Source organism: Sedimentitalea nanhaiensis DSM 24252 (genome assembly GCF_000473225.1).
GTDB lineage: Bacteria > Pseudomonadota > Alphaproteobacteria > Rhodobacterales > Rhodobacteraceae > Sedimentitalea > Sedimentitalea nanhaiensis.
On sequence record NZ_KI421509.1, the window covers coordinates 2,232,311 to 2,254,322 of the forward strand.

Annotated in this window: 22 protein-coding genes; 5 read left to right on the top strand and 17 right to left on the bottom strand. The window is 61.9% G+C overall.

The window, feature by feature from the left end:
* Positions 1 to 9 precede the first annotated feature (9 nt).
* The 5 genes from ilvD (at position 10) to NANH_RS0112790 (ending at position 4,129) form a co-directional block, all read left to right on the top strand.
* Positions 10 to 1,773: a dihydroxy-acid dehydratase gene (ilvD, locus tag NANH_RS0112770; protein ID WP_027262376.1), complete on the top strand. Its 1,764-nt coding sequence runs from the start codon at positions 10 to 12 to the stop codon at positions 1,771 to 1,773.
* Between the two features lie 158 nt (positions 1,774 to 1,931).
* The gene (locus tag NANH_RS0112775) at positions 1,932 to 2,132 is read left to right on the top strand and encodes a hypothetical protein (protein WP_027262377.1); all 201 of its coding nucleotides are present in this window, start codon (positions 1,932 to 1,934) and stop codon (positions 2,130 to 2,132) included.
* 227 nt (positions 2,133 to 2,359) lie between these two features.
* The gene (locus NANH_RS0112780) at positions 2,360 to 3,121 is read left to right on the top strand and encodes a DUF6478 family protein (RefSeq protein WP_027262378.1); all 762 of its coding nucleotides are present in this window, start codon (positions 2,360 to 2,362) and stop codon (positions 3,119 to 3,121) included.
* Positions 3,122 to 3,134: 13 nt separating this feature from the next.
* Complete coding sequence (locus NANH_RS0112785) at positions 3,135 to 3,512, top strand: hypothetical protein (protein ID WP_027262379.1); 378 nt, start codon at positions 3,135 to 3,137, stop codon at positions 3,510 to 3,512.
* A 170-nt stretch (positions 3,513 to 3,682) separates the two neighbouring features.
* Complete coding sequence (locus NANH_RS0112790) at positions 3,683 to 4,129, top strand: glyoxalase superfamily protein (protein ID WP_027262380.1); 447 nt, start codon at positions 3,683 to 3,685, stop codon at positions 4,127 to 4,129.
* Between the two features lie 143 nt (positions 4,130 to 4,272).
* Here the strand turns inward: NANH_RS0112790 and NANH_RS0112795 are convergent, their stop codons facing one another.
* The 17 genes from NANH_RS0112795 to NANH_RS0112880 form a co-directional block, all read right to left on the bottom strand.
* A complete protein-coding gene (locus tag NANH_RS0112795) occupies positions 4,273 to 5,616 on the bottom strand; it encodes a S41 family peptidase (RefSeq protein ID WP_027262381.1) in 1,344 nt (447 codons plus the stop codon).
* A gap of 6 nt (positions 5,617 to 5,622) precedes the next feature.
* Positions 5,623 to 6,756 (bottom strand): murein hydrolase activator EnvC family protein, encoded by a 1,134-nt coding sequence (locus tag NANH_RS0112800; RefSeq protein ID WP_027262382.1) that lies wholly within the window; start codon positions 6,754 to 6,756, stop codon positions 5,623 to 5,625.
* Entirely contained in the window at positions 6,753 to 8,270 is a 1,518-nt protein-coding gene (gene gpmI, locus NANH_RS0112805) for a 2,3-bisphosphoglycerate-independent phosphoglycerate mutase (protein WP_027262383.1), read from the bottom strand. The genes NANH_RS0112800 and gpmI overlap by 4 nt, the downstream gene beginning before the upstream one ends.
* A gap of 649 nt (positions 8,271 to 8,919) precedes the next feature.
* Complete coding sequence (locus NANH_RS0112815) at positions 8,920 to 9,615, bottom strand: RraA family protein (protein ID WP_027262384.1); 696 nt, start codon at positions 9,613 to 9,615, stop codon at positions 8,920 to 8,922.
* Between the two features lies 1 nt (position 9,616).
* Positions 9,617 to 10,309 carry an alpha/beta fold hydrolase gene (locus NANH_RS0112820; protein WP_027262385.1) on the bottom strand — a complete coding sequence of 231 codons (693 nt, stop codon included), beginning with the start codon at positions 10,307 to 10,309 and terminating at the stop codon, positions 9,617 to 9,619.
* Between the two features lie 89 nt (positions 10,310 to 10,398).
* Entirely contained in the window at positions 10,399 to 11,022 is a 624-nt protein-coding gene (locus tag NANH_RS0112825) for a class I SAM-dependent DNA methyltransferase (RefSeq protein ID WP_051372411.1), read from the bottom strand.
* Between the two features lie 107 nt (positions 11,023 to 11,129).
* A complete protein-coding gene (locus NANH_RS0112830; protein ID WP_027262387.1) occupies positions 11,130 to 12,095 on the bottom strand; it encodes a cupin domain-containing protein in 966 nt (321 codons plus the stop codon).
* Between the two features lie 88 nt (positions 12,096 to 12,183).
* Positions 12,184 to 13,152, bottom strand: a complete 969-nt coding sequence (locus NANH_RS0112835; protein WP_027262388.1) for a nuclear transport factor 2 family protein — start codon at positions 13,150 to 13,152, stop codon at positions 12,184 to 12,186.
* Positions 13,149 to 14,168 (bottom strand): LacI family DNA-binding transcriptional regulator, encoded by a 1,020-nt coding sequence (locus NANH_RS0112840; RefSeq protein ID WP_175543400.1) that lies wholly within the window; start codon positions 14,166 to 14,168, stop codon positions 13,149 to 13,151. Before NANH_RS0112840 ends, NANH_RS0112835 begins: the two co-directional genes overlap by 4 nt.
* Complete coding sequence (locus tag NANH_RS0112845) at positions 14,168 to 14,935, bottom strand: SDR family NAD(P)-dependent oxidoreductase (protein WP_036049827.1); 768 nt, start codon at positions 14,933 to 14,935, stop codon at positions 14,168 to 14,170. The genes NANH_RS0112840 and NANH_RS0112845 overlap by 1 nt, the downstream gene beginning before the upstream one ends.
* A complete protein-coding gene (locus tag NANH_RS0112850; protein WP_027262391.1) occupies positions 14,932 to 15,996 on the bottom strand; it encodes an ester cyclase in 1,065 nt (354 codons plus the stop codon). Before NANH_RS0112850 ends, NANH_RS0112845 begins: the two co-directional genes overlap by 4 nt.
* 56 nt (positions 15,997 to 16,052) lie before the next feature.
* Positions 16,053 to 17,384: a histidinol dehydrogenase gene (gene hisD, locus NANH_RS0112855; RefSeq protein WP_027262392.1), complete on the bottom strand. Its 1,332-nt coding sequence runs from the start codon at positions 17,382 to 17,384 to the stop codon at positions 16,053 to 16,055.
* Positions 17,381 to 17,923 carry an ester cyclase gene (locus NANH_RS0112860; RefSeq protein ID WP_027262393.1) on the bottom strand — a complete coding sequence of 181 codons (543 nt, stop codon included), beginning with the start codon at positions 17,921 to 17,923 and terminating at the stop codon, positions 17,381 to 17,383. Before NANH_RS0112860 ends, hisD begins: the two co-directional genes overlap by 4 nt.
* A 102-nt stretch (positions 17,924 to 18,025) precedes the next feature.
* Positions 18,026 to 19,315 carry a TRAP transporter large permease gene (locus tag NANH_RS0112865; protein ID WP_027262394.1) on the bottom strand — a complete coding sequence of 430 codons (1,290 nt, stop codon included), beginning with the start codon at positions 19,313 to 19,315 and terminating at the stop codon, positions 18,026 to 18,028.
* Between the two features lie 3 nt (positions 19,316 to 19,318).
* On the bottom strand, positions 19,319 to 19,810 hold the full coding sequence (locus tag NANH_RS0112870) for a TRAP transporter small permease (RefSeq protein WP_027262395.1): 492 nt from the start codon (positions 19,808 to 19,810) through the stop codon (positions 19,319 to 19,321).
* Positions 19,811 to 19,834: 24 nt separating this feature from the next.
* Positions 19,835 to 20,818, bottom strand: a complete 984-nt coding sequence (locus tag NANH_RS0112875; protein ID WP_027262396.1) for a TRAP transporter substrate-binding protein — start codon at positions 20,816 to 20,818, stop codon at positions 19,835 to 19,837.
* A gap of 36 nt (positions 20,819 to 20,854) precedes the next feature.
* Complete coding sequence (locus NANH_RS0112880) at positions 20,855 to 22,012, bottom strand: carbohydrate ABC transporter permease (protein WP_027262397.1); 1,158 nt, start codon at positions 22,010 to 22,012, stop codon at positions 20,855 to 20,857.

Here is a 22,012-nt window from a genome sequence, read left to right on the forward strand (position 1 = left end):
AGACCAGCCATGCTCAAGCGCCCGTTCGACAAGACCAGATTGCCCAGCCGCCACGTCACCGAGGGTCCCGAGCGCGCGCCGCACCGGTCCTACATGTATGCCATGGGCCTCGGCGACGAGGAAATCCACCAGCCGCTGGTCGGCGTCGCCACCTGCTGGAACGAGGCCGCGCCCTGCAACATCTCGCTCAGCCGTCAGGCCCAGGCCGTCAAGCTGGGGGTCAAGGCCGCATCGGGCACCCCGCGCGAATTCACCACCATCACCGTCACCGACGGCATCGCCATGGGCCACGAGGGCATGCGCAGTTCGCTGGCCAGCCGCGAAGCCATCGCCGACACCGTCGAACTGACCATGCGCGGCCATTGCTATGACGCCATCGTCGGCCTGGCGGGCTGCGACAAATCCCTGCCGGGCATGATGATGGCCATGGTGCGGCTGAACACGCCATCGGTGTTCATCTACGGTGGGTCGATCCTGCCGGGCAAGGCCCCCCAGGTCGACGAGATCCCCGAAGATTTCCGCTCCCGCGACCTGACCGTGCAGGACATGTTCGAAGCTGTCGGGCGGCATCAGAACGGCACAATGTCGGACGCCGCACTCGATATGCTGGAACGCGTCGCCTGCCCCTCTGCCGGGGCCTGTGGCGGTCAGTTCACCGCCAACACCATGGCCTGCGTCTCCGAAGCCATCGGTCTGGCGCTGATGAACAGCTCCGGCATGCCCGCACCTTACGAATCCCGCGACCAATATGCCGAGGCCTCCGGGCAGGCGGTGATGAACCTGCTGGAAAAGAACATCCGCGCCCGCGATGTCGTCACCCGCCAGTCGCTGGAAAACGCCGCCCGCGTGGTGGCCTGCACCGGTGGGTCGACCAACGCCGGGCTGCACCTGCCCGCCATCGCACACGAGGCCGGGATCGACTTCTTCCTGCAGGACGTCTGCGACATCTTCCGCGACACGCCCTATTTCGTCGACCTGAAACCGGGCGGCGCCTATGTCGCCAAGGACCTGTATGACGCCGGCGGCATCCCCGTGGTGATGAAAGAGCTGCGCAAGGCCGGGCTGATCCATCAGGATTGCATGACCGCCACCGGGCGCAGCATCGGCGAAGAGCTGGACCTGATCGACCGCGAAGCCGATGGCAAGGTGATCTATCCCATCGAGAACCCGCTGACCAAGACCGGCGGTGTGGTCGGCCTGAAAGGCAACCTGGCCCCCGAAGGGGCCATCGTCAAGGTCGCCGGCATCCCCACCAACCACCAGCGGTTCGTCGGCCCCGCGCGGGTGTTTGACTGCGAAGAAGACGCGTTCGAAGCCGTCAAGGCACGCGGCTATGAAGAAGGCGAAGTCATCGTGATCCGCAACGAAGGCCCCGCCGGCGGCCCCGGCATGCGCGAGATGCTGTCCACCACCGCCGCCCTGTCGGGTCAGGGCATGGGCAAAAAGGTCGCGCTGATCACCGACGGGCGGTTCTCGGGCGCCACCCGCGGCTTCTGCGTCGGCCATGTCGGCCCCGAAGCGGCCCAGGGCGGCCCCATCGCGCTGCTGAAAACCGGTGACATCATCACTATCGATGCGCCAAACGGCGAAATCAGCGTCGATCTGACCGACGAGGAACTGGCCACCCGCAAGGCCGCCTGGTCCGGCCCGCGCGACACCATCTATGCCTCCGGCGCGCTGTGGAAATACGCCCAGCTGGTCGGTGCCACCTACAAGGGGGCCGTGACCCATCCGGGCGGCGACGCCGAAAAACACATCTACATGGACCTCTGAAACCGACGCGCCGGGGCCACCGCCCCGGCGCCGATCAATGCGTTTCAATTTTCGCAAGAGCCATCGGATCGGTGCCTCGGGTTCAAGTCGCAAGGCAGTAGGGAAACGGCCCTGATCGTGCTACCCTTTTCCTTTTCAGGGAAAAGGAGAGGGATATTATGGCCTATGCAACAATTTCGACATGGAAGCTGAACGAGACGCCCAAGGACGAAGACGCCATGTGGCAGGCCATGCAGGACCAATATGTTCCAATGAATCTGGCGCTTGGCTCGACCAGAATGATGATCGTCCAGACCGGCGAAGGCGAAAGCGCCATCATCCAACATCTATCCCGATCAGGCGACCCGAGACGCCGCTGACGCCAAGATCGCCGAGTTGCGCAAACAGGGCGGCTCGCAATTCAAGGCGACCATGACCGGAGAGATGCGCGGCGAAGTCCGCGTCTCAAGCGACTGACCCATCCGCTGCGCTGCAATTGCCGCAGCGCGGCCCCAATTCGCTCCACAACGACGATTGCCGGTTTATTCAAATGTAATCCTTTCGTTAGATACCCCCAGAACCAACGGCCCTGGCGGCGGAACGGAACATGGGAAAACTGGCGAACCGGCTGATACATGCGGCAACCCTGCGTCACTGGCGGCAGGTCGCGCAATCGGCCGACCGCTCCGACCTGTCCAGCCTGCAACAACAGCGCAGTCAGGCCCGCGCCCTGCGTGCCCATCTGGACCGGCTGATCCACGTGGCAGACGGGCGGCTGGCGCTGCCCAAGAACGGCACTGCGTATTTCGAACGCCCGCATGGCACCGATTGGTCCTGGCGTCCCGACCTGTGGCGTGGCCCGCTGCACACACCCGGCATCGCCCCGGCGCGGAACAAATCCGGGCTGGGCGATCAGGTGACGGTATTTCACGACTGTCCCCGCTCTGAACTGGCCCTGCATCAGATGCGCAACCAGGAGGCAAACGCTCTGGCCCCGTTCGGGCTGCGCGTGGATGTGCTGGGCTTTTCAGGATCGTTCCTGTCGGTGGTGATCGACCTTCCCTCCGCCGCGGCCCAGGGGCTGACCCGCTCGCATCTGATCCGGCTGGACATGATCGCCGAAACCGAAAAACCGACTGCGCTTGTCGCCCGGCTCAACATCCGGCACGGTCCGAATACCGAACGGATCAGCCGGCAAGTGCCGCTCGATACCCCGGATCTGCGGGCAGAATTCGACCTCGCCTATTGCAACCTGAATGAAAACCGCGTGCACAAACTGTGGCTTGACCTGTTCATTCAGGACCCCGAGATGAACCAGGTCACCCTGCGCGATCTGACCTTTGCCCGCCACCGCCGCGCCGCGCTCTGACAAAAGGCCGACCATGAGCAATCTGATCCTGACCAAGATCCACCTGCGCAACGGCATCTGGCGGGGCCGCCTCACCGGCCCCGCCGCCGCACAGCCGCAAATCGAGGTGCGGCACCTGGACCAACCGGTGCCCGACGTCGCCCTGACCGCCACCGGCACCGCAGGGCAATGGGATCTGGCGGTGCCGCTGCCCCCACGGGCGCTGGCCGATGGGGTGCAGGTGTTTGTCATCCTTGACGCCAGCGATCAGACCCGGCTGGGCGACTTCACTCTGATCGCGGGCGAGGCCGCAGCCCACGATCTGCGCGCCGAAGTCGAATTGCTGCGCGCCGAGATGGACATGCTCAAACGCGCCTTTCGCCGTCATTGCCTGCACACGCCCCCCCCTTGACGCAACCGCGCCACGCCCCTATCTGCCGTTCAGGGTCATGGGCACCCGCCGCTCGCAGGCATCGCCACGGTGAAGCTCATACAGACTGGATCGACTGACTTCAGTTCTGCGGTCCGTTGGCAACGCGAGCACCAGCACAATTCCGCATCAGAACATGAAAGAGGTTTTTGATGTCCACGCCACTCCCCACCCTCGCCGAACTCAAGGTGCAGGCAAAGTCGCTGCGCGCCGCCCTGGCCGGGTCCGGCCACGCGGTGTCCCACAGCCAGTCGCTGGAACTGCTGGCCCGCCAGTTGGGTCACCGCGACTGGAACACGCTGCACGCCAGTGTCGGCAACGCGCCGCCGGTCCCCTTCCATCTGGGCCAGCAGGTTGCCGGCAGCTATCTGGGCCAACGGTTCCGGGGCGAAATCATCGGTCTGCGCGAAATGGCCGGCGGGGCGCACTTTCAGCTGACCCTGCGGTTTGACTCTCCGGTCGATGTGATCCGGTTCGACAGCATGTCGAATTTCCGCTCACAGGTCTCGGTTGTGATCGACCGCACCGGCCGAACCCTGGCCAAGACCTCGGACGGAGAGCCACACCTGGTTCTGGACAGGAATGCGCTGCGACAGTGACGTCAGGCGGCGGCCCGGCGAGTCCCTCCGCCGCCTTTACACTCTGGCAAGCAATGGCACCGTTGCGCACCGATTGTCGCCAGCATGAAAAAGGGCCGCGCAGATCGCCCTGCGCGGCCCTTGACCGTCTCGTCGCGTAGCGGTCAGCGGTTCTCGGTCGCCAGCGCGGACAGCCCCTTGAGAATGTCGATCGCATAGGCCAGCTGATAATCCTGCTCGCGCAGTTCCGCCGCCTTCTCGGCCTTGGCGCGGTCTTCCTCGATCTGGCGCACCTCGTCCTCGGACAGGCTGTCGTTGTTCAGCCGCCCGCGCAGGTCGGCCTCGGACCGGCTCCGCGCGGATGTTGCCGCCTCGTCCTCTTCCTCGGTTGCGGGCTTGCGGCGCGGCTGGGCCACAACGATGTCCGGGCTGACGCCCAGCGCCTGGATCGAGCGTCCCGACGGGGTGTAATAGCGCGCCGTGGTCAGCCGCATCGCCCCATCTCCGCGCAGCGGCATCACCGTCTGCACCGACCCCTTGCCAAAGCTCTTGGTGCCGACAACGATGGCGCGGCGATGGTCCTGCAACGCACCGGCAACGATCTCGGACGCCGAGGCAGAGCCGCCGTTGATCAGCACCACCATCGGCTTGCCACCGGTCAGATCGCCCGGCGTGGCATTGAACCGTTCGCCATCCGCAACGTTGCGGCCGCGGGTGCTGACGATCTCGCCCTCATCCAGAAACGCATCCGACACCTTGATCGCCTGGGTCAGCAAACCGCCAGGATTGTTGCGCAAATCCAATACGATACCGTTGACATTCTCGGCCCCGCCCGCGGCCTCGATCTGCTCTTTCAACCCCGCTTCGAGGTTGGGCATGGTCTGATCGTTAAAGGTCGTGATCCGCAGCACCACGGTGTCGCCCTCGATGCGGGTGCGCACCGCCGTCAGCTTGATGGTGTCGCGAATGATCGACACGTCGAACGGTTCGCTCTCGCCTTCGCGCACCACGGTGATCACGATTTCCGACCCCACCGGCCCGCGCATCAGGTCCACCGCCTTGTCCAGCGTCAGCCCCAACAGGCTCTCGCCATCCACATGGGTGATGAAGTCGCCCGACTCCATTCCGGCCTCGTCCGCCGGGGTGCCATCGATCGGCGAAACCACCTTGACGAACCCGTCCTCCTGGGTGACCTCGATACCCAGACCGCCAAACTCGCCACGGGTCTGCACCCGCATGTTGTCGGCGTCATCCGGCGACAGATAGCTGGAGTGTGGATCCAGCGAGGTCAGCATCCCGTCGATTGCGGCCTCGATCAGTTCGGCCTCGTCCACATCTTCGACATATTGCGCGCGGATGCGCTCGAAGATGTCGCCAAACAGGTCCAGCTGCTCGTAGACACTGGCGCTGCGCCCGTTTTCCTGTGCCAGCAACGGCCCTGCAATCTGGGTCGTTGCGACAATCCCCGCAACCGTGCCGCCCAGGGCGGCCATCACGAATTTCCTCATGCTCGTTTATCCATCCTTATCGGTTCGGAACCACGTTTCCGGGTCCACCGGGCGTCCGTCCTCTCGCACTTCTATATAGAGCGTTTCTGAACGCTCAGCACCAGCGCCATCACCGCTAAGTGACAGAATTGCGCCGATTTCCGGTATTTCCCCGCCCATCAAACCCACCGGCGCACCGGCAGGCACCACCTGCCCGGTGTCGCCGAACACCTCGGCCAGGCCCGACAGCACAAACAACGTGTCCCGCTGCGGTTCTAGAATCACCACATTACCCAGGTCCAGAAGCGGCCCGCGATACCGGATCGTGGCCGCCGTGGGCGCGGTCACCAGCGCGCGCGGCCGGGTCGCCACCAGGATTCCGCTGCGCACAACGCCCGCTGCGTCCGCCTCGCCCGCGCGGTGCAACAGCAATCCCTGCACCGGCAGGGCCACCTCCCCTTTTTGCTCGTCGATTTCGGCATCGCTGGGCGGAATTGGGCTGCCCGAAATCTGCGACAACCCACTGGCAAACCCATCCAGCGTTTCCACCGACGAGATCAGGATCGCGGTCCGCACCGGATCTTCGGTGAAACGGCGCGGCAAATCGGTGCGGTTGGCCACCGCTTTGCTCAGGTCCGCCCGCGCCTGCTGCACCCCCGCCAAGCCCTCTTGCAAAGTCGAGGCGGCGTTTTTCTGCAGCATTCGCAACGTCTGCACCTCTTGCAGGTCGCTGCGCAACTGGTCGGCACGGCCCTGCAGCGCCGGTGTCACCTCGGCTAGGATCATGCCTGACCGTGCGCTGCCCAAAGCCCCGGCGGGATGCAGCAACAGCACCGGCGGCGAGGCGGTTCCAATGGTCTGCAAGACCCCCAACAGGCGCGAAATCTCGCCCTCGCGGGCCTGCAACTGACGGCTCAACTGCGCCTCGCGCGTCGCGGCCTTTCGCAATCCGTCGCGCATCGCCACCAGCCCTGCCTCGTACGCCTGGATTGTCCCGGTCAAGGCCCGTACCCGGTCACGCGCGCTTTCGGCCTGTTGCAGCGAAACAGTCGCCTGTTCCAACTGGGCGACAGCCGCGCGCGCCGCACTGGCCGGATCGCTTTGTGCAATCGCGGATTCCGCCCACATCACTGCGGCAATCAGGGCAGAGCGTGTTATCATCCGATCAGGCTCTCTCCGGTCATTTCCGGCGGTTTCGGAAGGGCCATCAGGTCAAGGATCGTGGGGGCCAGATCGCTCAGCCGCCCATCTCGCATCCGCGCTCCCTCGGGTCCGCCGACCAACGCCACCGGCACCGGGTTCAGCGTATGCGCCGTATGCGGCCCGCCGGTTTCGGGATCGACCATCACCTCGCAATTGCCGTGATCGGCGGTCACGATCATCGCGCCCCCAACCTGGCGCAGCGCGGCCACCACCTGTCCCAAACCCCGATCCACAGCCTCGCAGGCCTTGATCGCGGCATCCAGATCACCGGTGTGTCCCACCATGTCGGGGTTGGCGTAGTTGGTCACGATCAGATCGTAACCGCCGTGGATTGCCTGCACGAACTGCTCGGTAACCTCGTCCGCCGACATCTCCGGCTGCAGATCATAGGTGGCCACCTTGGGCGATGGCGCCATGTAACGATCCTCGCCCGTCTCCGGCACCTCTTTGCCGCCGTTCAGGAAAAACGTGACATGGGGGTATTTCTCGGTCTCGGCCAGGCGGAACTGGCGCTTGCCCTGCGCCGCAACCCATGCCCCCAGCGTATTGACGATCTCGGCCTTGGGATAGACCGTGGTCATATAGGTCGAATGACAGTCGGAATAGTCCACCATACCCAGAAACGCCGCCAGTCCGGGCCGTTGCCCAGTGTCGAACCCGTCAAAATCGGGCTGCCCGATCGCCGCCAGGATCTCACGCGCCCGGTCGGCCCGAAAGTTGAGACAGAACACCCCATCCCCATCGCGCACTCCGTCAAAATCACCAATCACGGTGGGGCTGATGAATTCGTCGGTTTCGCCGCGCCCATAGGCGGCGCTGATCGCGTCATCGGCCGTGGCGGCATGCCTCCCCTGCCCCCGGACCATCGCCTTGTACGCCGCGCCAACCCGCTCCCAGCGATTGTCGCGATCCATGGCAAAATACCGCCCCGAAACGGTGACGATGCGCGCCCCTTCTGGCAGGCGCCCGGCCAATTCCTCAAGGTAGCCCATGACCGATTTCGGCGCCACATCGCGCCCGTCGGTGATCGCGTGCAGCGCCACCGGCACCCCGGCCTGCGTGATGGCGGTAGCGGCAGCGACGATATGGTTCAGATGCCCATGCACCCCGCCATCCGACACCAGCCCCAGAAGATGCGCCGTGCCGCCGCCGACCTTGAGGCGCTCGGTGAACTCCAGCAGAGCCGGGTTCTGAAAGAAACTTCCGTCCTCGACCGCCAGGTCGATCTGCCCCAGATCCATCGCAACGACGCGACCCGCGCCGATATTGGTGTGACCGACCTCGGAATTGCCCATCTGCCCGCGCGGCAGTCCCACATCCGGACCATGGGTGATCAGCCGTGCGTGGGGTCCGATCTGCATGATGGCATCGAAATTCGGCGTCTGCGCCAGCGCGGGCGCGTTGGCGGCGCGGTCCTCGGACAGCCCCCAGCCGTCCAGAATGCACAATACAACAGGCTTTGGGACGGGCATGATCTACTCCAAAGGGTTTTTGCTCGCCGCCTTCTACCCCTTGCGCCCGTCGGGGTGAACCGGTTTTCCAGCAGCTGTGCCGACGGCGTTCACCCGGTTTGATACTGATTGGAAATGTCAAATGGTTTCAATGGCTGGGTTTGCAGGATGCGGATAATTTTGGCCCACACCCACAGCATTCGTCAAACACGGGCTTAGAGGGGGTCAAAACTGTCTACTCCTCTTGTTTCGGCCTGTGAACCTCGCCGAGCGCATCGGTCACCCCCCTGCGAGGACCGGCACGAGCTGCGGGCTTTCGCGCTTGCGAGAAGCGACCGAATGCCCCCTGTCGGTTGTCGAAAAGACCGCGAGTCAGATCCCACCAGAACGCCGCGTCGCAACCGCGCGCGGCACCAGCGGCTCCATAAGACCCGTCCCCATCCGCGATCCCCGAGGTCTGCGAGGCACTTCCGGTATCAAGCCGGCTAAAAAGGGCTATCAAACTGGGTGATATCCAACCTGTCCGGGCAGAACGCACATGTCCCGTGGTGCGCCACGGGCGCATTGCGGCCCCCTTTCACCGATACAGACCTGTGTTGCTTAAGTGTTTACAAGCAGGCCAATCCGTTCATGGGTTTTGGCCCGGCTTTGTCACGAAAGCCGTTCCGGGTCAGGTGCGGGCCTTTTCAAACGCAGACCAAGCGGCTTCGAAAGCCGCAAAATCGAACCCCTCCCGGCGGGCCGGTTCCAGCACCAGTTTTTCGGTCTCCAGCAACCGAAGAATAGCCCCCTCCAGCACCGGCAACAGATCGTTCGGAACCACCAGCGCACCATGACGGTCGGCATGCACCAGGTCTCCATCGGCCACTGTCAGACCGAAGATGTTCACCGGTGTGCCCAGGTCCCGAACGTGAACGAAACCGTGGCTGGGTCCGATCGAGCCTGCAATCACCGCAAACCCGTCCGGCAGGTCGCCCAAATCACGCATCACCCCGTTGGTGAGCGCGCCCGACATGCCGAACCCCTTGTGAATCGTAGTGTTGATCTCGCCCCAATAGGCACCGATACAATTCGGAAAATCTACATCCTCAATCACCGCAACGGACGGCTTCGGAGCCTCTGCCATCCGGCGATAGTATTCCATTCTTCGGACGCGGATCACGTCGGGCGCCTCTTGCGGCGGCGCGAGGGCAGCGATCGTGGCCGTGACCGCAAAACCCACCACGGCCCCCGCGTCTTGATCGCTGCACAGCATCGTTCCGCGGGTGAAACGATTGAAACCACGCTTGCCCTGGGCCACCTCGATGGCGTTGCAGACGGTCGGTGTATCGACCCTGCGCAATAGCGCGAGCAATGAATCGGTCATGTCAGGCCTCCAGCCAACGGCGCAGCGCCGCATTGGTTGTTTCGGGTTGTTCAAGCGTCGGCAGATGGCCGGCGTTCTCGACGATTTCCAGCACCGCGTTGGGCAACAGCGACGCCATCAATTCGTGCCTCTGCACCGGACAGAGTGCGTCGTCACGCCCACACAGCACCAGCGACGGCCCGCCAAATGTGTGCAGCGTGCCCTGCTGATCCGGACGGGTTTGCAGCGCCCGCGACTGGCGGATAAACACCGCACCGCCGATCGTTTCAGCCATCGCCATGCACAGATCCAGGATCGCGTCGCGCCGGGGGCCACCGGTCAGATAATTCGGCGTCATCTCGTCACGCATGACGCCGCACAATCCACCGGCACGCACCTTGGCGATCTGCGGTTCGCGCCGCGCCTTGACCTCGTCGGTCTCGGCCAACGGGTTGGTATCCAACAGCGCCAGCCGCTCAACCCGTTCCGGTGCCTGACGCAATACCTCCATCGCCACGATGCCCCCCATGCTGAGCCCGGCCAGTGCAAACCTGTCCGGCGTCCAGGACAGGATATCGGCGGCAAGCGCGGCCACCGTATCGTGATCGTTGATCGGCGCGAGTATGATGGGCATATCGGCCGAAAAACTGTCGATCTGCGGGCCGAACAGGCGCGCGTCACACATCATGCCGGGGATCAGAACAAGCGGGATCATGACGTCATCGCGCTGAGTTTGGCCAAGGCGACTGCGCAGGGTTTCGCGTCAGGCACGATGCCGATTTGGGGGGTGCTGGCGAACATGAGTCACTCTCTATCCTTGCGCGCCATCATGACGCTGTGTCTGTCGCAATCCGGGTCTTCGGCCAGAAAGCCGGTCAACCGCAATCCTTGATCCTCAAGCAGCGCCACGTATTCGGCGGGTGACAGGCTGGCGTGATAGACAGGCTGACCAGCAAAGGTGCCCGATCTTTCGCCATCCTCTGGGCCAACTGTGAAGATCAGCGATCCGCCAACCCTGAGATGCCGCGCCATGCGACGGATGGTGGTGCGCTGTTCCTGCGCCCTAAGGTGAAAAAAGCTGTCCCAGGCGATGATCCCGTCGAAGGCTTCGCCCAGATCAAGTTCGCGCATATCCCCCTGCCGCCAGTCCCCATCGGGCCAGCGTCCACGCGCGATATCAAGCATCGCCCCGGCGATATCGACACCGGTCACGCGAAACCCTTCGGCGATGAACCAGCGCGCGATGGGCTCTCCCGCGCCACAGCCCAAATCCAGAACACGGCCACCAGCGGGCAAACAGGCGGTGAACCGCGCCAACCAGCGCGCTTCGAACAAGGCGCGCGACCTCTGGGCATCGTAGGCTGCGGCTTTCTGTTCATATACATCGCGGGTATTCTGCGCGAGCGTTCCGATTTCGGACTGTGGCATGGGCATCCTTTTGCCAAGCGGCGGTTTCGATGAAGAATCGGCCGGGCCGAACCTTGTGATCAAAGGTGCGATGGGTCCGATTGCACCTGAAATCTCGTCGCCTGAGGTCAGCCGAGCCAGGTTGGCCCGGCGCGATCCCCGGTTGCGACGACATGATACAGCGCGGCTTCGCCTGTCATCGACGGAACCGCGCTGTGGGCCAGGCCTTCCGGCACGCTCATCGTATCGCCGGGGGCCAGCGTCGCGCTGCCGCCATCCCAGTCGACACGCCAATGTCCTTTCACCGGCATCAGCACCGAAGGTTTGTCGTGGCTGTGTTTCTTGTCCGTGGCGCTGGCGCGGGTGATGAAATCGACCTCGAATCCGGGCTTGTCGCGGATCAGGCCCTGTTCACCGATCACATTGACCGGAGTCCGGTCGGCGATGGCCACCATGTCCCAATACCGCCGCACATAACCGCCGATCACTTCTTTGGCTGACGGTTCGGGGATCGTGGCCAGTTCCTCTTCGGTCAAAAGCGGCATCGGTTTCACCCCCTCGGGCAGAGACTGGCCTTTTTTGCTGTCGTAAAGCTTGCCATTATCACCCAGAATCAGGCCGTGATCCTTGGCATCTTCGATCACTTGCGGAGCCCAGAGAACACCACCGCCGGCATCGTCCCCACCCAGAACGGCCATGATCATCCCGTAGTCGGTACCGACGTTTTCAAAACCGCGGAACAGGTTGGTCGGGATATTGAAGATATCCCCTTCTTCCAGAACCGTTTCTCCAGCGTCGCCCCACCGCCCCCAAAAGAACCGCCACCGGCCCTTGAGGACAAAGAATACCTCGGCGGTACGGTGGTTGTGCAGGCTGTTGCGGCATTTCGGCGGCTGCCCGGCAGCACCGATGTTGAAGCCGTGCGGGATATCGATGTGCACATGCTGATCCGGGCTTTCCGAGACGCCGCCGCCGATGATGGTGAAATTCTCTTTCTGATCACTTCCCGGCGTATGGGCGTCGATAAAGGCCGTCCTGCACGGTTGCAGATCGCCATAGCGAACGATGCGGTTTTCCATGTCGTCTGGTGTCATGTCTCTTCTCCGAGTGGTCTGAGCGGGCGGCGGCAATTTTCCAAACGCCCCAGGTTATCTGGTTCTGTCCCGTGCCGGTTGGACGCGATCATCCGGTTTGCAGGATGATCTGCTTCCAAAGCGCTGTTTCATCGTAAAGCGTATATTCCCGCCGCAGCCCCCAAGGGCCGAATTCAGCGTGGCTCATGCCCATGATGTGCACGCGCTTGCCGGTCGGACGACCGAAGCTGCCCCAGCCGTCATGCGTGCCATCCAACGACCAGCGCAGCGCGGCGCGGGGCGACATCATCGGATCGTCGCGCCCAATCACATGATGTATTCTGAATTCCGCATTGGGAAACGAAGCGCGCAGCCCCAACCAGTGCTGATCGACCCCATCATGGGACACAGCAGTGACGCCGCCGGGATATTCACCGGTCACCGCACGGTCGTATTCCTGCGGGATCACTGTGAAATCGGCCTTCATCATCCGGGTCAGGATATCGGCATACTTTTGACCCCACTCATTGTCGTTGCCGCGCCCCGTGTAGGGGCCCGCCACATCGTTTTCGGGCAGATATGGCTTGACGCAATGCTCTGCCCCGCCTTCCCGCTCGATCAAATCGCGGGCATAGTCGGCAGGTTCCCAGCCCAGTTGGCGCACAATCGCACCCTGGTCGCGCACCAACCATTCGTCAGTGATCCGGTTCTCACTGGCATAGCAGTCGGCGATAATCCGGTACCGCAGCTTCTTGCCGGTGGGCGCACCATACACGCCGGGGTTGGAATGGGTGGCCATCGACAGCAACCGGTGCGAGCTGAGAAACCCGTCATCATTGCCCTCGCACCAGATCACATCCTCGCCCAAGAGCGTGCGATCGGGAAATTCCGCCAGCGTCGCCATGGTGGCCGCAACGACGTTCTTGTTACCGATGACGATCGAGGACGGAGAGCGCACTGGCATCGTGTCGCCATAGTAGTGATCGAGCGTGGCAATGCCGCGATCCTCCCAGATCTCCTTGGTGATGCCGATGATGTAATCGGGGAAATCTTTCCACCTGGCGTCAAAGCCCTTCATGTCTTCAGTCCTTTTGGTTTGCGCGCGGAACCGCGCGGAATCAGTGGCCCATCGATAGCGACGCGGCGTGGTTGCGAGTCTGGATCCGCGATCCGGGCCATGAGGATATCGACAGTTTCGGCAACCATGCGGTTGGCGGGCTGGCGCACCGTCGTCAGGTCATAGGCTGGCCAAGCGGCAAGCTGGACATCATCGTAGCCGACGACCGAAACATCCTCGGGCACCCGAAGTCCAAGTTCGAACCGCAGCACATCCATCACCGCAAAGGCCATGTGATCATTGGCAACAAAAACCGCATCCGGCCGGTCTTGCTGGGTGAACATGTCGCGTGCGGCGGCAGCGGCGGCCTCATAGGAGAACTTGCCTTCACCGCGCGCAAACAGCGTTTGGCCGCCTTCTGCCAGCCCCAAGAGAAATCCGGCTTCGCGGTCGCGCTGGGTCGACGCACCTTCCCATCCGGCGATATGGGCTATTTTCTTGTGCCCGGCCCGCAGCAAGAATTCGGCCAGCTTGCGCCCGCCCGCCAGGTTATCTGACCGCACACATGACAATCTTTCATCATCCTGTTCGCGGTTGAACAAGACAATGGGAATACCAGCCGCCTCGCAACGCGCGGTCAACGTGGACGACATGCCGACTGATGCCGTGATAATACCGTCCACCTGATAATCGAGCAATTCGTCAATAACCGTGTCCGTCGCCGAATCGTCATTATTCGCCATGAAAACAAGGATATGATAGCCCTTTTCCTGCAGCGCGTGCGACAGCTTTTCGATCGCTTCGGGATAGAACTGGTTTTCCAGATAGGCGACGACCAGCCCGATGATACGGCTTTTCCCGGTGATCAGTGACCGCGCCAGCACATTCGGCCGATACCCCAGCGCCGTTGCCGCCTTGCGTACCTTCGCAGCCGTTTTTGCACTGACCGACGCGCCCGGGGTGAACACACGGCTGACGGCCGACTGGCTGACACCGGCCAACTGCGCCACCTGCATGGATGTTACTTTTTCCACCATCAGTCCGCCGTCCAACCGCCATCGACCAGCAACGAGGTGCCGGTGACCAGTGCCGCCGCATCCGAAGCCAGATAGATCACCGCGCCCATGATATCTTCGACTTCGCCGACCCGGCCGAGCTTGATCTTGTCGGCGATCCAGGCGGCGCGCTCGGGGTTGTCGAACGTCGACGCGGTCAGCGGCGTGCGAACAAAGGTCGGGCAGATCGTATTGATCCGGATGCCAAGCGGACCCCACTCGATCGCCATCGACTTTATCATGCCCTCCAGCCCGTGTTTGCTTGCCGCATAGACCGCGCGGTCGATGCCCCCGACATGACCCATCTGACTGGAAATGTGGATGATCGACCCGCGCTTGCCTGCCGATTTCATACCCCTCGCAGCGGCAACCGACAGGAAAAAGGCGGCGCGCAGGTTTACCCCCATCACCGCGTCGTAATCTTCCCATGTGGTGTCGACCGCCGGCGCGTGCCGCGCCAACCCGGCCGAATTCACCACCACGTCGAAAGGGTCATGCCCGTCCAACGCCGCGTTCATCGCGTCCAGATCGCCGATATCCAGCGCCTGTGCTTCGGCCGACCAGCCCTGCGCCACAATCGCATCGACGCTGGCATGCAATTTCTCAACGCCGCGGGCGGCACAGACCACATGCGCGCCCGCCTCCGCCAAAGCCACCGCACAGCCCAGTCCGATCCCCGAAGAGGCCCCCGTGACAAGCGCGCGCCTACCGTCCAGGCGCAGTGAAGGTGTACGGGGCAGAGTTATCATAGCGCTGTCTCCAGGGTGGCGACGCGTCCCAGATTGCGCGCCTTGTTGAATTCACGCAGCCGAGCGAAAACATCGACGCCAAGCTGGGCATAGGCGTCCAGAAGATCGACCAGTACCCAGTTTTCCCGGATCAGCCCATCTTCAAGCCGCCAGAAATCGAGGCTGCGCATAGAGATTTTCTTGCCTGCGGGTGCAATCCCCATCCATCCGCCACTGGTCAGGGTCTGGATCATGTTGGGCCATCCGGTAACCGCAGCATACGCCCCGTCACCAAAGAAATGATAGTCGATCTCGTCCAGATGCTGGCCCCGGTCCGGCATGGCCTGCAAGAACGGGATCTGGTGCCAGTTGCGAAAACCCGCCACCCCGCGCCCGGTGCCGATGCCCGCCGGTCCATACCAGTTCATCCTGGGGTGCCAGTAGCGGTCCATCTGCATCACCTCGGGGCCGCCTTTTGACGGATGCAGCTTGAGATGGTCCAGCATGTCGATGACATGCTGCATGCTGGTTCGGCTGCGCTCGGGATCACGCGGACCAGGCACCAGGCCATCCTGGCTGGCCGGCGCGGGCACGCAGAATTCACGACCCAACGACGGGGCCATGGGCCAGGCATTCGCCTGCATCATCACTTCGGGTATGTCCCAAAGCGCCTGGAATTCAACCGCCCTGCCGTTTTCAAAGCGATAGAATTCGTGAAACCGCATATGCGCCAGATGGCCAGTCGGCGGAATATCCAGCCAGGGCGCGTCAAAAGTGCCGAGATAATGCCCGCCACAGCCGACCCAATCTGCTCCTTCCGGTGTCTGGCCTGCCTTCACGATCCAATCGCGGCGCTCCAGATCCGGCCAGGCCGCTTGCAGGGGCGCGAGAGCGGCGTCGAAAAACGCCTCTGGTCCTGACATATCTCCGAACGGATGGCAGTGATGGAATACCGCATCGGGCGCAAAAAGATCGTGCAGAGCCGCGCGCACCGCACCAGTCTCGAAATCCCGCATCGCAGTACGAAGTGGAGTGATTTTTTCCTTGTGAGCCGTTGACCGGTCCATTCTTTCCTCAATCATGCCTGCCGTCATTGCAGAGCGACCAACCAGGCCGCCCTGTAAGATGTATCCGGGCGTTATTCCGCCGCCGTCCGCACGGGCGCACCGCTGCCATAAGGCACGTTGAGACCGCCATAGCGGCGCACCCGAACGTTGCATTGCTCGGCATGGCCGACAAAACCTTCGAGCATACACAGCCGCGATCCGTATTCCCCGATCATGGTCGCGGCCTCGTCGGTCAGTATCCTCTGATAGCTATGCGTTTTCAGATATTTGCCGACCCAAAGCCCACCCGTATAGCGCCCGGCCTTCTTGGTCGGCAGCGTGTGGTTGGTTCCAATAACCTTGTCGCCATTGGCCACATTGGTGCGCGGGCCCAGAAACAGCGCGCCATAGCAGGTCATGTTGTCGAGGAACCAATCGTCGCGGTCGGTCATCACCTGCACATGCTCGGAGGCTATATCATCGGCAACGTCCAGCATTTCCTCATAGCTATCGCAGACGATCACCTCGCCATAATCTTCCCAGCTGACCCTGGCCGTGTTTGCGGTGGGCAGGATACCGAGCAGGCGGTCGATCTCTGCCAGGGTGCCCTGCGCCAGTTTGTGCGAATTGGTCACCAGCACGCAGGGACTGTTATAGCCATGCTCGGCCTGCCCCAGCAGATCTGTCGCGCAAAGCTCCGGGTCGGCGGCGGTTTCATCGGCGATGACCATGGTTTCCGTAGGGCCGGCAAACAGATCGATACCGACACGCCCAAAAAGCTGACGCTTTGCCTCGGCGACAAAGGCGTTGCCGGGGCCGACCAGAAGATGCACCGGGTCGATGGTTTCGGTGCCGATAGCCATGGCACCGATGGCCTGGATGCCGCCCATCACATAAATCTCATGCGCGCCACCCAGATGCATGGCGGCAATCACTGCGGGGTTCGGTTCACCGTTAAACGGAGGTGTCGCGGCGATGATGCGCGGCACACCGGCGACCGAAGCGGTCGCGACCGACATATGCGCACTGGCCACCATCGGGAACTTGCCGCCGGGCACATAACAGCCGACCGACTGCACCGGTATGTTCTTGTGTCCAAGGATCACGCCGGGCAGGGTTTCGACCTCGATATCGAGCATCGAATCCCGCTGCGCCTGAGCAAACTTGCGCACCTGTTCCTGAGCGAACTTGATGTCATGCATTTCCTGGTCGGACACCTTGGCCATCAGCGCATAGATCTCATCCTGGCCAAGGCGAAAACTCGCGGGCGAATAGCTATCGAACTTCTCGCTCAGCTCGCGCACAGCGGCATCGCCGCGCGTTTCGATGTCCTTGAGCGTCGTCTCAACCACCGCGCGGGTCTTGGCATCGTCCTCGGCGCGGGCCTCTGCCGCTTTGCCTCGTTTCAGATATTCGATCGTCATGTCACTTCCTCTTGTTTCGGATCAGGCGGAACACGCCCGCCCTCGTCAAAGTTCTCCCACCCTTCGCCCGCGAACACATCGTGACCAAGCTGGGCCAGAACATGCGGAAAATCGACCATCACCCAGTTGTCGGTGATCCGGTCGTCCACAACTTTCCAGAAATCCATGTAGCGAATGGTCAGGCGCTTGCCGGTAGGAGCGATGCCCATGAATTCGCCGCTATGCGTTGCTTCTTGACGGCCAAATGCGGCGGCCCATTCGCCCATGAACAGGCGGGCCTCATCCACACAGACCTTGTCCGAGAAAGCCGCCTGGAACGGACGCTGCCAGTTCTGCTGAAATTCGCGCAGGCCGTGTTTTGTGCCGCACCCCTGGTTTCCCATCCAACGGAACGTCTCGGAAAAGAAGTCCCCGATATCGGCGATGCGGTGGTCGTTCAACCCATCGACCATACCCTCGATTACGGCGCGGGTCTTGTCGGTCCTGGTCATGTCCGTGTCGCGGGTCAGCAAGGCCTGTTCCGGTCGAGAGCCTTTCATGCCTGTCTTCCTTTCCGTCTGATGGTCCGGTTCATCGAAACATCGCGAACCAAAATCACGATGAAATCACGTGGCAGGCGGCATCGTAAAAGGTCTATCATGTCAGCCTCCGTATCCCAGAAAGAAGCGCGGCAGCGCCAGAGACAGCTCCGGAATGAACGCAATGATCAAAAGTGCCACCACCATTGCGATCACCCAGGGAAAGATGCGTCGCGCGATCTGGTCGAAAGGGATTTGCCCAACCTGCGCCGCCATGAACAGGTTGGCGCCGAGCGGCGGTGTCACAAAGCCGATCGCCAGCGCAACAATGATCACGATGCCGAAATGCACCGGATCGACACCAAGCTGTGTCATGATCGGCAACAGAACAGGTGTCAGGATCACGATGGCAGCCAGCGTTTCCAGAAATGTCCCGACGATCAGCAACAATGCAATCGCTGCCAGCAGCACGATGTATTTGCTTTGGGTCAGCGACAGCACGAACTGCGCCAGCTCTGTCGGGATTTTCTCCAGCGCGATGATCCGGCCAAAGGCCACGGAGGCACCAATGATCACCAGCACCGCGGACACCAGCAATGCGGAATCCAGCATCATCCTGGGAATGTCGCGCAACGGCAGTTCCCTGTAGACAAAACAGCTGACGATCAGCGCATAGACCACTGCAACGGCCGAACTTTCGGTCGGAGTCACGATGCCAGAATAGATGCCGCCCAGCACAACGATGGGCATCGCAAGTGCCAGCTTGGCCTGATTCAGCGCGGACCAGACACTGCCCTCGATCACCGCCCGTTCTCCGGCCGCAACCGCCTTGCGACGGTGAAGGATATTGTAGACGATCAGCGTCAGCGCAATGACGATGCCCGGCACAATACCGGCCATGAATAACGCGGTGACAGAGACACCGGCCGCAACCGCATAGACGATCATGACCACCGAAGGCGGAATCATGACGCCGAGCCCGCCGGCACTGGCGACCATCGCGCCAGCATAGGCCCGCTCATAGCCGCGTTCCACCAGCGCCGGGATCATTGCAAGACCGATGGCCGCGACCGTCGCACTGCCGGTGCCCGAGATCGCGGCGAAAAACAGGCAGGCCATGATCGTGACTGTCCCCAAGTCCCCCGGACTGCGGCCAAACGCGCGGTCGGCGACGGCGATCAGGCGACGGGAAATGCCCCCATGCGCCATCAAGCTGCCAGCGAGCGTGAACAGGACTACCGCAATCAGGGTAAAGCTGTTGACCCCCGAAACCAGGCCAAGCGCATAAAGATCCAAGCTCAGGAATGGGATATAGGCGATGGCCAGCAAGCTCGCGGCCCCTAGCGCGATCCCGATCGGCACGCCAATCGCAAGCAGCAGGAAGAAGCTGCCAAAGAGAATAGCTGTCGTCATTGTTCAGACATCCAATTGGGGACCAAGATGCGTGTCGCCATGCGCAATCACCCGCCACAGCGAATGGACCAGCCGCGCGGAGCTCAGAGCACCCGAGAAAATGATCGCAGCATAGAGCACACCCAGCGGCCATTCCGTCGAGCTCAGGATCTTGCCGCGCTCGAACGCCTGTTGCGTGACCACCACGCCCAGCCAGCAGACGGTCACCGAATAGATCAGAAAGATGAACTCGGCCAATGCAAAGACCCAGCGGCGCGCGGCCTCGGGCAACTGGTCCAGAACCACTGTCACCCGCATGTGACGGCGTTCGCGGATCGCGTAGCTGACCCCGAAATAGATCATGTAGACGAAACAGAACCGGGCCAGTTCGTTGGCCACCGCGATTGATGTAGAGAAGGCAAAGCGCGCGATCACATCGGCAAAGACGAGAAGGATGATCGCACCCAGCATGCCGACGATCACCACCGGTTCAAACCATTTTTCCAAATTGCGCATCTGCCTTCTCTCCCTGCCAGACCGTTATTTGCCGATGGCATTCATGAACGTGTCGTAAAAATCGTCACCGACCTTAGCGCGGATGTCGGCTTCGATCGCGGTGTTCATGGTGTCGCCCAGGCGCTGCTTGTCCTCGACCGGCAGTTCGTTGACCTGCAGTCCGGCTTCTTTCAACTCGTCCAGCGTCGCGGCATTGGCCATTGCGGTCAGATCGCGCTGTTTCAGCACGGTTTCACGCGCCACCTCTGCGATCAGCGCCCGTTCCTCGTCGCTCAGCCCCTGGTACCAGTCGAGGTTGGCCATCCATAGCTCCGGCCAATAGATGTGACCGGTCAGCGACACATAATCCTGAACCTCGAAAAACCGTTCGATAACCATCGAGTTCAGCGCGCTTTCCTGACCGTCGATCAGACCCTGCTGAAGCGACGAATATATTTCGCCCCAGGCCAGCGGCACCGGAACAGCGCCAACCGAACGCCAGGCCTTGATGGCTATTGGATTGTCGGCAGATCGCATCCGCAGCCCTTCGAAGGCCTCGTAACTGTCCAACGGCGCGCGGCTGTTGGTGAAGCTGCGGAACCCAAGCTCCATAAAGCCCATGTTCTTAAGCCCGCGTTCTTCCATCGCAGCGGAAATCGCCTGCCCGGCTTCGCCATCCAGAAGGTCTCGCGCCTGCTCTTCGTTATCAAACAGGAGAAACTGGTCAAGGATCGCGAGCTGGTCGACAGCGGCGCTCAGATGGACCGAGGCGCCGGTGGTCATGGTGATGTTACCCGACTGCACGAGTTCGGTCATTTCCTTGACACTCCCCAGCTGCCCGCCGGGATACAATTCGACCTCAATCGCGCCGCCAGAACGCTCGGCGATCTGTTCCTGAAAATACAGCAGGGCCTGGTGGATCGGAGAGGATTCGGGCGTCGCATGGCCGATGCGAATGGTAGTCGCGGCCTGGGCGGAGACCGCCATTGCGACGCTCAGGCCGGCAGCAAGAAGAAAATTACGTTTCATCGTCGGTTTCCTTTAGTTAAATTGGCAGAGCACAGATCATCCCTTGACCGCGCCCGCCGTCAGGCCGCTGACAATCTGGCGCTGAAACACCATCACCAGCAGGAACAGCGGCGCAGTAATGGACACCGCAGCGGCGATCGCTTCGACCTGATCTGTGGTCGTGGTTTCGCGGTTGAAATAGCCTGCAATGGCCGGAACCATGGTTTGATTTTGCGCATCCAGTAACAGCGAGGTCACAAGAAAGTCGTTATAGCCCAGAAGGAAACTGAACAGACCTGTGGTGATGACTCCTGGCCACATCACCGGCATGATGACCCGCCTAAAGGCCTGAAAATGCGAACAGCCGTCGACGCGGGCGGCCTCGTCCAACTCCATCGGGATATTCTGGAAAAAGCTGCGCAGCATCCAGATTGTAAAGGGCTGGTTGATCGCGACCAAAACCGCGATCACCGCATAGGGCTTACCATAGAGCGTCGGGGCCGCATCGCCAAGGATTGGGCGCAGGATCTCGGCCGAATTGATGAATACCGGCAGATAGCCCGCAACCAGCACCGAATGTGGCAATGCGCGGAAGATCAGTGCCAGGATCAGCAACCAGAACGCCAGGTTCGACCCAGACCGCGCCAACCCATAGCCCGCCAGCGTGCCGACCGTCAGCGACACCGTCACCACGCCACCGGTCACGATCAGAGAGTTTATGAAATTGCGGTAGAATTCGTTGTCGACCCAGACCGAGACATAGTTCTTGGGCGTCAGCCCGATGATCGGATCGCCAAGCGGCCCGGACATCGCGTTCAAACCCGTCAACACCCACGGAAGGATACCAAAGAAAACCACGATAAAGACCAGCGCAAAACCGAGAACCGCGATGACCCAACCCATGATCACGGTGCCGGGCTTGGTAAATTTCTCGACCATTTCGGGCAGATGCCGAAAGGCAAAGCGGAAACTCAGCCACAGAACCCCCAGTCCCAAAACAACATCCATGATGCTGAGGCCATCACCCTCGGCAAGAGTCGCGGGACCAAAGATCACGTCAAGCGGGTTAGAGGCAAAGGCGTCGACCGGGTTCTTGAAGCTCATCACCAGGATCCAGAAAATCGGGAACGCGGCGATGAGGCACCAGAAGATCAGGAAGCCTGCGGAACCGAACCGCAGAGCGGCGGATTGACGAAGGGCCTTGGGCGTGGACAT

What these genes read in the sequence shown, in the direction of transcription:
- NANH_RS0112780 (WP_027262378.1), top strand. Translation starts at nt 2,360, where the DNA reads ATGGGAAAACTGGCGAACCGGCTGATACATGCGGCAACCCTGCGTCAC.
- NANH_RS0112860 (WP_027262393.1), bottom strand. Translation starts at nt 17,923, where the DNA reads ATGAAAGGCTCTCGACCGGAACAGGCCTTGCTGACCCGCGACACGGAC.
- NANH_RS0112790 (WP_027262380.1), top strand. Translation starts at nt 3,683, where the DNA reads ATGTCCACGCCACTCCCCACCCTCGCCGAACTCAAGGTGCAGGCAAAG.
- NANH_RS0112870 (WP_027262395.1), bottom strand. Translation starts at nt 19,810, where the DNA reads ATGCGCAATTTGGAAAAATGGTTTGAACCGGTGGTGATCGTCGGCATG.
- NANH_RS0112795 (WP_027262381.1), bottom strand. Translation starts at nt 5,616, where the DNA reads ATGAGGAAATTCGTGATGGCCGCCCTGGGCGGCACGGTTGCGGGGATT.
- NANH_RS0112835 (WP_027262388.1), bottom strand. Translation starts at nt 13,152, where the DNA reads ATGAAGGGCTTTGACGCCAGGTGGAAAGATTTCCCCGATTACATCATC.
- gpmI (WP_027262383.1), bottom strand. Translation starts at nt 8,270, where the DNA reads ATGCCCGTCCCAAAGCCTGTTGTATTGTGCATTCTGGACGGCTGGGGG.
- NANH_RS0112815 (WP_027262384.1), bottom strand. Translation starts at nt 9,615, where the DNA reads ATGACCGATTCATTGCTCGCGCTATTGCGCAGGGTCGATACACCGACC.
- NANH_RS0112785 (WP_027262379.1), top strand. Translation starts at nt 3,135, where the DNA reads ATGAGCAATCTGATCCTGACCAAGATCCACCTGCGCAACGGCATCTGG.
- NANH_RS0112830 (WP_027262387.1), bottom strand. Translation starts at nt 12,095, where the DNA reads ATGACACCAGACGACATGGAAAACCGCATCGTTCGCTATGGCGATCTG.
- ilvD (WP_027262376.1), top strand. Translation starts at nt 10, where the DNA reads ATGCTCAAGCGCCCGTTCGACAAGACCAGATTGCCCAGCCGCCACGTC.
- NANH_RS0112850 (WP_027262391.1), bottom strand. Translation starts at nt 15,996, where the DNA reads ATGATTGAGGAAAGAATGGACCGGTCAACGGCTCACAAGGAAAAAATC.
- NANH_RS0112845 (WP_036049827.1), bottom strand. Translation starts at nt 14,935, where the DNA reads ATGATAACTCTGCCCCGTACACCTTCACTGCGCCTGGACGGTAGGCGC.
- NANH_RS0112825 (WP_051372411.1), bottom strand. Translation starts at nt 11,022, where the DNA reads ATGCCACAGTCCGAAATCGGAACGCTCGCGCAGAATACCCGCGATGTA.
- NANH_RS0112880 (WP_027262397.1), bottom strand. Translation starts at nt 22,012, where the DNA reads ATGTCCACGCCCAAGGCCCTTCGTCAATCCGCCGCTCTGCGGTTCGGT.
- hisD (WP_027262392.1), bottom strand. Translation starts at nt 17,384, where the DNA reads ATGACGATCGAATATCTGAAACGAGGCAAAGCGGCAGAGGCCCGCGCC.
- NANH_RS0112800 (WP_027262382.1), bottom strand. Translation starts at nt 6,756, where the DNA reads ATGATAACACGCTCTGCCCTGATTGCCGCAGTGATGTGGGCGGAATCC.
- NANH_RS0112820 (WP_027262385.1), bottom strand. Translation starts at nt 10,309, where the DNA reads ATGATCCCGCTTGTTCTGATCCCCGGCATGATGTGTGACGCGCGCCTG.
- NANH_RS0112865 (WP_027262394.1), bottom strand. Translation starts at nt 19,315, where the DNA reads ATGACGACAGCTATTCTCTTTGGCAGCTTCTTCCTGCTGCTTGCGATT.
- NANH_RS0112840 (WP_175543400.1), bottom strand. Translation starts at nt 14,168, where the DNA reads ATGGTGGAAAAAGTAACATCCATGCAGGTGGCGCAGTTGGCCGGTGTC.
- NANH_RS0112875 (WP_027262396.1), bottom strand. Translation starts at nt 20,818, where the DNA reads ATGAAACGTAATTTTCTTCTTGCTGCCGGCCTGAGCGTCGCAATGGCG.
- NANH_RS0112775 (WP_027262377.1), top strand. Translation starts at nt 1,932, where the DNA reads ATGGCCTATGCAACAATTTCGACATGGAAGCTGAACGAGACGCCCAAG.